The following is a 12,795-nucleotide window of genomic DNA, read 5'->3' as shown; positions in this document are numbered from 1 at the left end:
CATCGGCGCGTGAGCGATTCCCGCGGCTTCGGTCAACGGGGACGGCCGGGGGGCAAACCGGTGTCTCGACGCGGACGCCGCCGCGGTCGCGACCTGCGCGGTCCGTTGCTGCCGCAGACGGTGCCGGGCTGGCGCAGCCGGGCCGAGCGGTTCGACATGGCGGTGCTGGAGGCTTACGAACCCATCGAGCGGCGTTGGCAGGAGCGGGTCAGCGAGCTCGATGTCGCCGTCGACGAGATCCCGCGCATTGCCGCGAAGGATCCGCAGAATGTGCAGTGGCCGCCGGAAGTCATAGCCGACGGGCCGATCGCGCTTGCCCGGCTGATCCCGGCCGGGGTCGACGTCCGCGGGAATGCTACGCGTGCGCGAATTGTTCTGTTCCGCAAGCCAATTGAGCGACGGGCTAAAGATACCGTGGAGCTCGGCGACTTGCTGCATGAGATCCTGGTGGCCCAGGTGGCGATCTACCTAGACGTGGAGCCCTCGGTCATCGACCCCACGATCGACGACTGACTCTCGGGTCTGCGTCAGATGATGCCGCGCTTGAGGCGACGGCGCTCCCGTTCAGAGAGGCCGCCCCAGATGCCGAACCGCTCGTCGTGCGCCAGGGCGTACTCCAGGCACTCGTGACGGACCTCGCAACCCAAGCAAATCTTCTTGGCCTCGCGGGTGGAGCCGCCCTTCTCCGGGAAGAAGGCTTCGGGGTCGGTCTGGGCGCAGAGCGCCTTGTCCTGCCATTGGTCGGCGGGCACTTCGGGGAGTGGTTCGGGCTCGAATGCGGCGGGCGCATCGGGAACCACGCTCAAATGAGGACGCACAGGTGCCGCTGGCTTGAGCACTGTGACAGAAGAGTCGAGAGTGGTCGGTGTGCTTCCCATTACGCCCCGAAGGTACTCATAGGACATGCCTCCGCCTCCTCACTTGTAGAGAGTGAAATGGTTTCCCACTGTTTTGATGTACAGATACCCAATTCGAACAAGTGATCGAATCTCGGTCTGCGACACCGGAACCGGCCGGCCAACCGGGAAATGACACTGATGTGATTAGACACGGGTTGCTGACCCTGGTCAAGCACTTCGGCGCGATTCCATACCATCTCGTAATCAATTTTCGGCGATTCTGTTGCGGTCGGGCTCTGGCGTGTCGAGCACAAATTGATCACAAGTCCCTTGCGCCACAGTGGTTACCGAAATCAGCTTGCCACACTCGGCGGGGTACTGTCCTGCGATGTGAGGATCACCGTTCTGGCCGGGGGCGTCGGCGGCGCCCGTTTCCTGCTCGGGGTCCAGCAGTTACTCGGCCTGGGCCAGTTTGCTCAGGGTGACGATCACGACCACGTTCTGAACGCCGTCGTCAACATCGGTGACGACGCCTGGATCCACGGCGTCCGGGTCTGCCCGGACCTGGACACCTGCATGTACACCCTTGGCGGTGGGGTGGATCCGGAGCGGGGCTGGGGTCACCGTGACGAAACCTGGCATGCCAAAGAGGAACTGGCGCGCTACGGGGTACAGCCGGATTGGTTCGGCCTCGGCGACCGCGATCTGGCCACCCACCTGGTGCGCACCCAGATGCTCAATGCCGGCTATCCACTGACCCAGATCACCGCCGCGCTGTGCGATCGCTGGCAGCCGGGCGCGCAGTTGCTGCCGGCCAGCGACGACCGTTGCGAGACGCACGTGGTGATCAGCGATGAACCTGACGGAGCCCGCCGCGCCATTCACTTCCAGGAGTGGTGGGTGCGCTACCGGGCGCAGGTGCCGACCTACAGCTTCGCCTTTGTCGGTGCCGAAAAAGCAACGGCCACAACTGAAGCGGTGGCCGCGATCACCGACGCCGACGTTGTCATGGTGGCGCCGTCCAACCCGGTCGTGAGCGTCGGCGCCATCCTGGCGGTGCCCGGCGTCCGTGCCGCGCTGCGAGCGACGGCCGCTCCGGTCGTCGGCTACTCTCCCATCATTGGTGGAAAACCGTTGCGAGGCATGGCCGATGCTTGCCTTTCGGTGATCGGTGTGGACTCCACCGCGCAGGCCGTCGGCCGGCATTTCGGCGCCCGCAGCGGCACCGGGATACTGGATTGCTGGCTGGTGCACGAGGGCGACGAGGCCGACATCGACGGGGTGGCGGTGCGGTCCATACCGTTGTTGATGACCGACCCCAAGGCCACCGCGGAAATGGTGCGTGCCGGGCTCGAGCTCGCGGGTGTGCCGACTTGACCGGCCCCAGCCTGCCCCCGACCGGCGAGCACGGCAGCGCCGCGGCGGTCGAAATCCTGCCCGTCCCTGGACTTCCCGAGTTCCGGCCGGGAGACGACCTCGCTGCGGCCGTGAGTGCCGCCGCGCCCTGGCTGCGCGACGGTGACGTTGTGGTGGTCACCTCCAAGGTGGTGTCCAAGTGCGAGGGCCGGTTGGTGGCCGCGCCCGAGGACGAGCAGGAGCGAGACCGCTTGCGCCGCAGACTGGTCCAGGACGAGGCGGTGCGCGTGTTGGCGCGCAAGGAGCGGACGCTGATCACCGAGAATCGGCTCGGGCTGGTCCAGGCCGCGGCCGGCGTCGACGGATCCAATGTCGGCCGTGGCGAATTGGCGCTGCTGCCCCTCGACCCTGATGCCAGCGCTGCCGCACTGCGGAGCGGGCTGCGCGAGCGCCTCGGCGTCACGGTCGCCGTCATCATCACCGACACCATGGGCCGGGCCTGGCGCAACGGCCAGACCGACGCCGCCATCGGTTCTGCGGGATTGGCGGTGCTGCACAACTATTCGGGGGCGGTCGACCAGCACGGCAATCCGTTGGTGGTCACCGAGATCGCCGTGGCCGACGAAATCGCCGCCGCCGCAGACCTGGTCAAGGGCAAGCTCACCGCGATGCCGGTGGCGGTGGTCCGCGGCATCGACCCAGCCGACGACGGTTCGACGGCCAGGCAGCTGGTGCGGGCCGGTCAGGAGGACCTGTTCTGGCTCGGTACCGCCGAAGCCGTCGACCTGGGTCGCCGGCAGGCGCAGTTGTTGCGCCGATCGGTGCGCCGGTTCAGTGACGAGCAGGTTCCGCCGGAGCTCGTCGAGGCCGCCGTCGCCGAGGCGCTGACGGCCCCCGCCCCCCACCACACCCGGCCGGTGCGGTTCGTCTGGCTGCAGACCGCCGAGCTGCGCATCCGGCTGCTGGACCGAATGAAAGACAAGTGGCGGTCCGACCTTGCCGCCGACGGCAGGCCGGCCGACTCCGTCGAGCGGCGTGTCACACGGGGCCAAATCCTTTATGACGCACCGGAAGTCATCATCCCGATGCTGGTTCCCGACGGTGCCCACAGTTACCCCGACGCCGCCCGCACCGATGCCGAGCAGACCATGTTCACCGTCGCCGTCGGCGCCGCCGTGCAAGCGCTGCTGGTCGCGCTGGCCGTCCGTGGGGTGGGCAGTTGCTGGATCGGGTCGACGATCTTCGCCGCCGACCTGGTGCGCGCGGAGCTCGGTCTGCCCAACGACTGGCAGCCACTGGGCGCCGTCGCCGTCGGCTATGCCGCGGAGCCGACCGGGTTACGCGACCCGGTACCCGTCGGGGACCTGCTGATCCGCAGATGAAGACGTTCGCGGGTAAGGCCGGGGCTTCGGCGGACAAGATCCGCGGCGGGTACTACACCCCGGCCTCGATCGCCCGCTTCCTGGCCGACTGGGTGGCCCAGGCCGGGCCGAAGATCCTGGAGCCGTCGTGCGGCGACGGCCGCATCCTGCGGGAGTTGGCGGCCCGCACCGATCGCGCGCACGGCGTCGAGCTCGTCGCCGGCGAAGCCGCCAAGGCGCGCGCCTTCGCACCGGTCGACACCGCGAACCTGTTCACCTGGACCGGCGGTGCGGGCGGGGAGGGGCCCTGGGACGGAATCGCGGGCAACCCGCCGTATATCCGGTTCGGCAACTGGCCGGCCGACCAGCGCGACCCGGCATTGGAGCTGCTGCGGGCCGAAGGACTGGTTCCGACCAAACTCACCAATGCCTGGGTGCCGTTCGTGGTGGCGAGCACCGGCCTGGTCCGTGATGGCGGCCGGGTGGGTCTCGTGCTGCCCGCCGAGCTGCTGCAGGTCTCCTACGCCGCGCAGCTGCGCGATTTTCTGGTGAGCCGCTTCCGGGAGATCACGCTGGTGAGCTTCCGGCGTCTGGTGTTCGGTGGCGTGCTGCAGGAGGTGGTGCTGTTCTGCGGTGTCGTGGGCCGTGGCACTTCCGACGCTCCGGCGCACATGCGCGCGGTTCAACTCGACGACGCCGACGCGCTGGCCGACGCCGATCTGGACGTGCCGGCGGCGCCCGCCCTGTCGCATGCGGCAGAGAAGTGGACGACCTACTTCCTCGACCCCGGCCAGATCCAGACGCTGCGCGCCGTCCGGGCCGAAGGCACGATGACGTCGCTGGGCAGCGTCGCGGCCGTCGACGTCGGCATCGTGACGGGCCGCAACAGCTTCTTCACGTTTACCGACGCCCAGGCACACGAGTTGGAGCTGACATCGCACTGCGTGCCGCTCGTGTCTCGCAGCGCCCAGCTGTCCGGTCTGGTCTACGACCTCGATTGCCGCGCCGGCGATGTCGAGGCGGGGCACCGGACCTGGCTGCTGCACGCCCCCGCGCAACCGGGCGATGCCGCGTTGCGGGCGCACATCGATGCGGGCGAAGCGGCCGGGGTGCACCGCGGGTACAAGTGCTCGCTGCGCAAACCGTGGTGGATCACGCCGTCGCTGTGGACCCCGGACCTGTTCATGCTGCGCCAGATTCATCTCGCGCCGCGGCTGACGGTGAACGCCGCGGCGGCGACCAGCACCGACACCGTGCACCGGGTCCGGGTCGGGCCCGGCACCGACCCGCGCGCACTGGCCGCGGTCTTTCACAACAGCGCCACGTTCGCATTCGCCGAGACCATGGGCCGCAGCTACGGCGGCGGCATCTTGGAGCTCGAGCCCGCCGAAGCCGAGCGGCTGCCCATCCCCGCGCCGTCCTGCGCCGACCCGGACCTGGCCACCGACGTCGATCTGCTGTTGCGCGCCAACGAGATCGAGAAGGCGCTCGATGTGGTGGACCGGCGGGTGCTGATGGACGGGCTGGGCTGGCCGGCGCAGACGGTGGCGCAGTGCCGCGCGGCGTGGGTGGCGCTGCGGGAGCGCCGGACGCGGCGGCGATCCCGGTGAGCGCGGCGAGCCTGCGGGACTCGGTGATCGCGATGCTGCGCGAATGGCCGGCTCCCGATCCGGCCCAGGATTCGCTGCGGCATGCCGTGCTGGCCTTCGTGCTGGCCCGCGAAGACGCCTGCCTGCGCGAGTGCGAACCGGGCCACATCACCGCCTCGACCGTGGTGCTCGACGACAGTGGCACCCGCGTGCTGTTGACCCTGCACCCGCGGCTGGGACGTTGGGTGCAATTGGGCGGGCATTGTGAACCCGGTGACGAGGACATCCTGGCGGCGGCCGAGCGCGAAGCCACCGAGGAATCCGGCATCAGCGGTTTGCGTGTCGAGCCCAGGCTCGTGGCGCTGCACGTGCACCCGGTGACGTGCTCGCTGGGAGTGCCGACCCGGCACCTGGATCTGCAATTCGTCGCGCACGCGCCGACGGGCGCGCGGATCGTGCTCAGCGACGAGTCGGTTGACCTGAGCTGGTGGCCCGCCGACGACCTGCCGCCGGACACCGATCACGCGTTGGCGTACCTGGTGAGTTGCGCGAGCACTAAACGTCGGAGGAGTACCTGATCCCACCGTCGGGAATGGAGACGCCCGGCCACACACGCGCCCCGCGCAACAATTCGCAGCGCGCGCCGATATCGGCGCCGTCGCCGATCACACCGTCGCGGATCAGCGCCCGCGGGCCGATACGCACGCCGAAGCCGATGATCGACCGCTCGATCACGCTGCCCGCTTCCACCTTCACCCCGTCGAAAATGACCGCACCGTCCAACCGTGCGCCGGCACCGATCTCCGCGCCCCGCCCGACCACGGTGCCGCCGATCAGCAGCGCGCCCGGCGACACGGCCGCGCCGTCGTGCACCAACTTCTCGCCACGCTGACCCCGCAGCGCCGGCGAGGGCGCGATGCCGCGCACCAGGTCGGCCGAACCACGGACGAAGTCCTCCGGGGTGCCCATGTCGCGCCAGTACGTGGCGTCGACATAGCCGCACACCTTGACGTCGGCGTCCGACAGCAGCGACGGGAACACCTCGCGTTCCACGGAGACTTCGCGGCCGCGGGGTATCCGGTCGATGATGTCGCGCTGGAAGACGTAGCAGCCGGCGTTGATCTGGTCGGTCGGCGGATCCTGGGTCTTCTCCAAGAAGGCAGTGACCCGGCCTTCGCTGTCGGTGGGCACGCAGCCGAACGCACGCGGATCTCCCACCCGCACCAGATGCAGCGTCACATCGGCGCGGTGGTCGGCGTGGAATTGCAGCAGTTCGCCCAGGTCGGCGCCGGAGAGCACGTCGCCGTTAAAGACCATCACCGTGTCGTGTCGCAGCTTGCCGGCGACATTGGCGATGCCGCCCCCGGTGCCCAACGGGTTCTCTTCGGTCACATACTCGATCTGCAGCCCGAGCTTGGACCCGTCGCCGAACTCCGCCTCGAACACCTCGGCCCGATAAGAGGTGCCCAGCACCACGTGCTCGATCCCGGCCGCCGCGATCCGCGACAGCAGATGGGTGAGGAAGGGCAGCCCGGCGGTCGGCAGCATGGGCTTGGGCGCGGACAGCGTGAGGGGCCGCAGCCGGGTGCCCTTGCCGCCGACCAGGACAACCGCATCGACCGGGTGAGTAGCCACCTCAACGCCGCCCTTCTGCCACGTTCGGCTCCACCTTGCGGGATCTGCGTACGGCATTGCGGACCATCACTCGCGAACGCACCGCAAGTGATCCCCGCAGGGTCCAGCGCAGCGGAGCCCGCCACCATCCGGAATGCCGATCCGCCAAGAAGATATAGGTACTGCGGTGGTGGGCGGCCAGATGCCGGGCCGGATCGCTTCCGGTGGAGTGGCCCTTATGGTGCAGCACCTCGGCCGTGGGCACGTAGACCGACAGCCAACCCGCCTTGCCGAGTCGGTCGCCGAGGTCGACGTCTTCCATGTACATGAAATAGCGCTCGTCGAAGCCGCCGATCTGCTCGAACGCCGACCGGCGCACCAACAGGCACGACCCGGACAGCCAGCCCACCGGCCGTTCACTGGGTTCCAGGTGCTCCTGGCGGTAGGCCCGGGTCCATCGATTGCGCGGCCAGACCGGTCCGAGCACCGCGTGCATGCCACCGCGGATCAGGCTGGGCAGGTGCCGGGCCGACGGGTACACCGACCCGTCGGGGTCACGGATCAGCGGACCCAGCGCACCCGCGCGCGGCCACCTGCTGGCGGCGTCCAGCAGGGCGTCGATGCTGCCCGGGCCCCACTGCACGTCCGGGTTGGCCACGATGACCCACTCGTCGACATAGGGTTCGTCCTGCTGATCGAGCACGGCGACGGTGCGGTTGACCGCGGTGCCATAACCCAGGTTCGCCCCGGTGGGCAGCAGCCGCACATTGGGGTAGCGCTCGACGGCCGCCTCGGGTGTGCCGTCCGTGGAGCCGTTGTCGGCCAGCAGCACATGCACCGGCCGCTCGGTGGCCAGGGACAAGGACGCCAGAAACCGCTCTAAGTGCGGTCCCGGCGAGTAGGTCACGGCCACGACCGGCAGAACGTCAGTCACGCATAGAGGGTAACGGTCGATTCGAAGCCGCCGTCAGTGCCGCAACCAGCGCATCGCGCCAGGGCCGCAACGGCGTCAGGCCCGCCGCGGCCCACTCCAGGCCCGACAATGCCGAGTACGGGGGCCGTACCGCCGGCCGCGGAAATTCGTCGCTGGTGCACGGCTGGACGCGGTGCGGGTCGGCGCCGCTTTCTTCGAACACCGCGCGGGCCTGCTCGAACCGGGAGACCACGCCCTCGTTGGCGGCGTGCAGCAGGCGCCCGCGCAGATCGCTGTCGGCCAGCTCCAGCAGCGCGACGGCCACGTCGTCGGCGTAGGTGGGCGAGCCGACTTGGTCGTCGACCACCTTGATCGGGCCGTCACCACCGGCCAGCCGCTGCATCACGGCCACAAAGTCGCTCCTGTCCAGCCCGCCGGTGTAGACCCACGCGGTACGCACCACCACGGCCTCCGGGAATGCCCCGAACACGGCCTGTTCGCCGGCCAGCTTGCTGCGGGCGTAGACGCTCTGCGGCCCGGTCGGATCGCCGGGCTCATACGGGCGGGGCCGGGCATCGCCGAAGTCACCGTTGAAGACGTAGTCGGTCGAGATGTGGATCAGCCGCGCTCCGGCGGCAGCACAGGTGCGGGCCAGGATCTCCGGGCCGTTGGCGTTGACGGCGTAGGCGCCGGCCTCGTCACTTTCGGCACCGTCGACGTTGGTGTAGGCCGCGCAGTTGATCACCACGTCGCCGCTCTGGATGTGGCTGACCGCGGCGTCGGGGTCGGTGATGTCCCATTCCGACGAGGTGCTGGCCAGCACTTCCCGGCCCGCACGCTGCGCGCGCGCAGTCACGAGGCTGCCCACTTGTCCCCCGGCTCCGGTGACCACAAGCCTTCCTGACATGTGATCGAGTCTGGCACGCCGAGCCGGGCTACCCGGAAAGCGACTGTTGCACAAGTAGCCTACAGTGATGCCTGCGCAAAGTGTGGCTCGTGTTTCTCATGTGATTCGGCTGCTGTCCGGGGCGCTGGCGATCGCTGTCGTGCTCGGCACCGGGGTCGCCTGGAGCAACGTGCGGTCGTTCGAAGACGGCATCTTCCACATGTCCGCACCCTCGCTCGGCCACGGCGGCGACGACGGCGCAATCGACATCCTGCTGGTCGGCCTGGACAGCCGGACCGACGCGCACGGCAACCCGCTGTCGGCCGAGGAATTGGCGTCGTTGCGGGCAGGCGACGAGGAAGCCACCAACACCGACACCATCATCCTTATCCGCATCCCGAACAACGGGAAGTCGGCCACCGCGATCTCCATCCCCCGCGACTCCTATGTTGCGGCCCCCAACCTGGGCAAGACCAAGATCAACGGCGTCTACGGCCAGACGCGTGAGACCAAGCGGGTCAACCTCGTGCAGGCCGGCGCATCGGCCGCCGAAGCCGCCGCGGCGGGCACCGAAGCCGGACGGGAAGCTCTGATCAAGACGGTCGCCGACCTCACCGGCGTCACCGTCGACCATTACGCCGAGATCGGCCTGCTGGGCTTCGCGCTGATCGCCGACGCACTCGGCGGCGTCGAGGTTTGCCTCAAAGACGCTGTTTACGAACCTCTTTCGGGTGCCGACTTTCCCGCCGGCCGCCAGCGACTCAACGGGCCGCAGGCCTTGAGCTTCGTTCGTCAGCGCCATGAGTTGCCGCGCGGCGACTTAGACCGGGTGGTGCGGCAGCAGGCGGTGATGGCCTCGCTCGCCCACCGGGTCATCTCCGGCAAGACGCTGTCCAGCCCCGCCACGATGAAGCGGCTGGAGCAGGCCGTGCAGCGGTCGGTGGTGCTGTCATCGGGTTGGAACATCATGGATTTCGTCCAGCAGGTGTCGAAGCTGACCGGCGGCAACGTCGCGTTCGCGACGATCCCGGTGCTCGACGGCGCCGGCTGGAGCGACGACGGAATGCAGAGCGTGGTGCGGGTGGACGCACACCAGGTCCAGGACTGGGTCGCCGGCCTGCTGCACGAGCAGGACCAAGGCAAGACCGAGGAACTGGCCTACACGCCGGCCAAAACCACCGCCAACGTCGTCAACGACACCGACATCAACGGGCTGGCTTCGGCGGTGTCGGACGTGTTGACCTCCAAGGGCTTCACCCCCGGCACCGTCGGCAACAACGACGGCGGGCACGTCAAGAACAGCCAGGTGCGCGCCGCCAAGACCGACGACCTGGGCGCCCAGGAGGTCGCCAAGCAACTCGGCGGCTTGCCCATCGTCGCCGATGCGTCGCTGCCGGCCGGCACGGTCCGGGTGGTCCTGGCCAGCGATTACACCGGCCCGGGCTCGGGACTGGACGGCGGGACCATCACCCAGCAGGCCCGCGTCACCAATGCCGGCTCGCCGAATGGCAGCACCGTCCCGGCTCCGTCGCCGATCCTCACCGCGGGCTCGGAGAACCCCGAGTGCATAAACTGACCACTCAGTGCAACCACTGACCACGCTCAGCGCCGGGATCCTCGATCCGATGCTGCGCACCGACCCGGTCGGCCCGCGCATCACCTACTACGACGACGCCACTGGCGAGCGCATCGAACTCTCGGCGGTGACGCTGGCCAACTGGGCGGCCAAGACCGCCAACCTGCTACGCGACGAACTGGGTGCCGGCCCGGCCAGCCAGGTATCGGTCCTGCTGCCCGCGCATTGGCAGACGGCGGCGGTGCTTTTCGGGGTGTGGTGGATCGGCGCCGAGGCGGTGCTGGACGGGCCCGCCGACATCGCGTTGTGCACCGTCGACCGGCTCGACGAAGCCGACGACGCGGTGGCCGGCGGCGAGGTTGCGGTGCTGTCGCTCGACCCGTTCGGGCGCCCGGTTGCTGACCTGCCAGTCGGCGTCACCGACTACGCAACCGCGGTGCGGGTGCACGGCGACCAGATCGTTCCCGAGCCGCAGCCCGGTCCCGCGCTGGCCGGCCAATCACCGGCCCAACTGCTGGCCGCCTGTGCGCAATCCGCGGCGAAGCAGGGCCTGACCCCGACGGATCGGGTGTTGTCCACCGCCACCTGGGGACGCCCTGATCAGCTGGTGGACGGGCTGCTGGCGATCCTGTCCGTCGGCGGATCGCTGGTCCAGGTGGCCAATCCCGACGAAGCGGCACTGCCGCGGCGCATCGAGATGGAGAAGGTCACGCGGGTGTTGTAGTGCCTGGCCAGGCCGCCAGTAACGTCCGCCGCCCAATACATATTGATATCGCAATATTTCGATGTTAGCTTCGAGGGCAGAACACATCACAGAGGAGGGTCGTGCAAATGGCGGTGCAAGTGCTCTTGGCGAAGGCAGCTTCGACGGTGATCACCGGTTTGGCCGGGGTGACCGCCTACGAAGTGCTCAAGAAAGCCGCCAAGAAGGCGCCGCTGCACGAGACGGCGGTCAAGGGGGCCGAGCTGGGCCTGCGTGGCACCCGCAAGGCCGAGGTGGCCGCCGAGTCCGCCCGGCTCAAGATCGCCGACGTGATGGCCGAGGCGCGCGAACGGATCGGTGAGGAGGCACCCACTCCGGCCGTCGGTGACGTCCACGATCACGATCACTGAGCCATGGCCCTCGCGCTGGTTCCTGACCTCGAGCCAACGAACCCCGCCCTGGAAGTGATATCGGACGCCGCCGGCCGGATGCGGGTGCGCGTCGACTGGGTTCGTTCAAACTCGCGGCGCGCCGTCGCCGTTGAGGAAGCCGTCGCCAAACAGAACGGCGTGCGAGTCGTGCACGCCTATCCGCGCACCGGCTCGGTGGTGGTCTGGTATTCCCCGCGCCGCTGCGACCGCGAGGCGGTGCTGGCGGCGATCAGTGACGCCGCCCACGTCAGCGCGGAACTGATTCCGGTGCGCGACCCGCATTCCGCGGAGATCCGCAACAGTGACGTGTTGCGGATGGTCATCGGTGGCGCCGCGCTGGTGCTGCTCGGTGTGCGCCGCTACGTGTTCGCCCGCCCACCCCTGTTGGGCCCCAGTGGCCGGGTGGTGGCCACCGGCGTCACCATCTTCACCGGCTACCCGTTCCTGCGCGGCGCGTTGCGCTCGGTCGGGTCGGGCAAGCTGGGCACCGACGCGCTGGTGTCGGCGGCGACGGTGGCCAGCCTGATCCTCCGAGAGAATGTCGTCGCCCTCACCGTGCTGTGGCTGCTCAACATCGGCGAGTACCTGCAGGATCTGACGCTGCGCCGGACCCGGCGCGCCATCTCGGAGTTGTTGCGCGGCAACCAGGACACGGCGTGGATTCGCCTGACGGATGGCACCGAGGTCCAGGTTGCCATCGACTCCGTGCAGATCGGTGACGAGGTGGTGGTACACGACCACGTCGCGATCCCGGTCGACGGCGAGGTGGTCGACGGCGAGGCGGTGGTCAATCAATCCGCGATCACCGGCGAGAACCTGCCGGTCAGCGTCACCGTCGGGAAACACGTGCACGCCGGCTCGGTGGTGGTGCGCGGACGGCTGGTGGTGCGCGCCGAGGCCGTCGGCAACGAGACCGCCATCGGCCGGATCATCTCCAGAGTCGAAGAGGCGCAACATGATCGGGCACCGATCCAGACCGTCGGGGAGAACTTCTCGCGGCGCTTCGTGCCGACCTCGTTCATCGTCTCCGCTGTCACCTTGCTGATCACCGGCGACGTCCGGCGCGCGATGACGATGCTGCTGATCGCCTGCCCGTGCGCGGTCGGGTTGTCGACCCCGACGGCCATCAGCGCCGCAATCGGCAACGGCGCCCGCCGCGGGATCCTGATCAAGGGCGGATCGCACCTCGAGCAGGCCGGCCGGGTGGACGCGATCGTGTTCGACAAGACCGGGACATTGACCGTCGGACGCCCGGTGGTCACCAATATCGTTTCGCTGCACAAGGATTGGGAGCCCGAGCAGGTGCTGGCCTACGCCGCGAGCTCGGAGATCCACTCCCGGCACCCGCTGGCCGAGGCCGTCATTCGTTCGACCGAGGAACGGCACATCAGCATCCCGCCGCACGAGGAGTGCGAGGTGCTGGTGGGGCTGGGCATGCGCACCTGGGCCGACGGCCGCACCCTGCTGCTGGGCAGTCCGGGCCTGTTGCGCGCCGAGACGGTCAAGGTGTCCAGGAAGGCGGCGGAG

At 68.9% G+C, this 12,795-nt stretch carries 13 protein-coding genes; 9 read left to right on the top strand and 4 right to left on the bottom strand.

The features are described from left to right. Positions 1–93: 93 nt before the first annotated feature. Positions 94–513, top strand: a complete 420-nt coding sequence (locus BN972_RS04200) for a metallopeptidase family protein (RefSeq protein ID WP_036356497.1) — start codon at positions 94–96, stop codon at positions 511–513. A gap of 14 nt (positions 514–527) precedes the next feature. Here the strand turns inward: BN972_RS04200 and BN972_RS04195 are convergent, their stop codons facing one another. After that, entirely contained in the window at positions 528–878 is a 351-nt protein-coding gene (locus BN972_RS04195; protein WP_065121571.1) for a WhiB family transcriptional regulator, read from the bottom strand. A gap of 351 nt (positions 879–1,229) precedes the next feature. Between BN972_RS04195 and cofD the strand changes: the two genes are divergently transcribed. The 4 genes from cofD to BN972_RS04175 are packed head-to-tail and all read left to right on the top strand — an operon-like array spanning position 1,230 to position 5,723. After that, on the top strand, positions 1,230–2,216 hold the full coding sequence (gene cofD / locus BN972_RS04190; RefSeq protein WP_036353218.1) for a 2-phospho-L-lactate transferase: 987 nt from the start codon (positions 1,230–1,232) through the stop codon (positions 2,214–2,216). Positions 2,217–2,227: 11 nt separating this feature from the next. Beyond that, the gene (locus BN972_RS04185; protein WP_200869713.1) at positions 2,228–3,577 is read left to right on the top strand and encodes a coenzyme F420-0:L-glutamate ligase; all 1,350 of its coding nucleotides are present in this window, start codon (positions 2,228–2,230) and stop codon (positions 3,575–3,577) included. Then, positions 3,574–5,166, top strand: a complete 1,593-nt coding sequence (locus tag BN972_RS04180) for an Eco57I restriction-modification methylase domain-containing protein (protein WP_036353213.1) — start codon at positions 3,574–3,576, stop codon at positions 5,164–5,166. Before BN972_RS04185 ends, BN972_RS04180 begins: the two co-directional genes overlap by 4 nt. A 32-nt stretch (positions 5,167–5,198) precedes the next feature. After that, positions 5,199–5,723: an NUDIX domain-containing protein gene (locus BN972_RS04175; protein ID WP_080696786.1), complete on the top strand. Its 525-nt coding sequence runs from the start codon at positions 5,199–5,201 to the stop codon at positions 5,721–5,723. Here BN972_RS04175 and manB read toward each other — a convergent pair. Genes manB through rfbD form a run of 3 tightly spaced genes read right to left on the bottom strand, consistent with a single transcriptional unit; the run spans position 5,701 to position 8,579 of the window. Then, positions 5,701–6,780 carry a mannose-1-phosphate guanylyltransferase gene (gene manB / locus BN972_RS04170; RefSeq protein ID WP_036353210.1) on the bottom strand — a complete coding sequence of 360 codons (1,080 nt, stop codon included), beginning with the start codon at positions 6,778–6,780 and terminating at the stop codon, positions 5,701–5,703. The two genes, BN972_RS04175 and manB, sit on opposite strands and share 23 nt — an antisense overlap. Position 6,781: 1 nt before the next feature. Then, the gene (locus tag BN972_RS04165) at positions 6,782–7,693 is read right to left on the bottom strand and encodes a glycosyltransferase family 2 protein (RefSeq protein WP_036353207.1); all 912 of its coding nucleotides are present in this window, start codon (positions 7,691–7,693) and stop codon (positions 6,782–6,784) included. Beyond that, complete coding sequence (gene rfbD, locus BN972_RS04160; RefSeq protein ID WP_036353205.1) at positions 7,686–8,579, bottom strand: dTDP-4-dehydrorhamnose reductase; 894 nt, start codon at positions 8,577–8,579, stop codon at positions 7,686–7,688. The genes BN972_RS04165 and rfbD overlap by 8 nt, the downstream gene beginning before the upstream one ends. A 64-nt stretch (positions 8,580–8,643) precedes the next feature. Here rfbD and BN972_RS04155 point away from each other — a divergent pair, with 64 nt between their 5' ends. The 4 genes from BN972_RS04155 to ctpC all read left to right on the top strand — a co-directional run. Next, positions 8,644–10,134 carry an LCP family protein gene (locus BN972_RS04155; protein WP_390176179.1) on the top strand — a complete coding sequence of 497 codons (1,491 nt, stop codon included), beginning with the start codon at positions 8,644–8,646 and terminating at the stop codon, positions 10,132–10,134. Between the two features lie 49 nt (positions 10,135–10,183). Then, complete coding sequence (locus BN972_RS04150) at positions 10,184–10,858, top strand: TIGR03089 family protein (protein WP_051545270.1); 675 nt, start codon at positions 10,184–10,186, stop codon at positions 10,856–10,858. Between the two features lie 107 nt (positions 10,859–10,965). Beyond that, a complete protein-coding gene (locus BN972_RS04145) occupies positions 10,966–11,247 on the top strand; it encodes a DUF1490 family protein (RefSeq protein ID WP_036353197.1) in 282 nt (93 codons plus the stop codon). Between the two features lie 3 nt (positions 11,248–11,250). Next, positions 11,251–12,795 (top strand): manganese-exporting P-type ATPase CtpC (gene ctpC / locus BN972_RS04140; RefSeq protein ID WP_036353195.1); only part of this gene is annotated, 1,545 nt, incomplete at its 3' end.

It is taken from the genome of Mycobacterium asiaticum DSM 44297 (assembly GCF_000613245.1).
GTDB classification, from domain to species: Bacteria; Actinomycetota; Actinomycetes; order Mycobacteriales; family Mycobacteriaceae; genus Mycobacterium; species Mycobacterium asiaticum.
This window is presented reverse-complemented; position numbering and strand designations above follow the sequence as displayed.

Excerpts from the sequence above, each read along its gene's own strand:
- rfbD (WP_036353205.1), bottom strand. The coding sequence starts at position 8,579 with ATGTCAGGAAGGCTTGTGGTCACCGGAGCCGGGGGACAAGTGGGCAGC.
- BN972_RS04175 (WP_080696786.1), top strand. The coding sequence starts at position 5,199 with ATGCTGCGCGAATGGCCGGCTCCCGATCCGGCCCAGGATTCGCTGCGG.
- BN972_RS04145 (WP_036353197.1), top strand. The coding sequence starts at position 10,966 with ATGGCGGTGCAAGTGCTCTTGGCGAAGGCAGCTTCGACGGTGATCACC.
- BN972_RS04150 (WP_051545270.1), top strand. The coding sequence starts at position 10,184 with ATGCTGCGCACCGACCCGGTCGGCCCGCGCATCACCTACTACGACGAC.
- BN972_RS04180 (WP_036353213.1), top strand. The coding sequence starts at position 3,574 with ATGAAGACGTTCGCGGGTAAGGCCGGGGCTTCGGCGGACAAGATCCGC.
- BN972_RS04195 (WP_065121571.1), bottom strand. The coding sequence starts at position 878 with ATGGGAAGCACACCGACCACTCTCGACTCTTCTGTCACAGTGCTCAAG.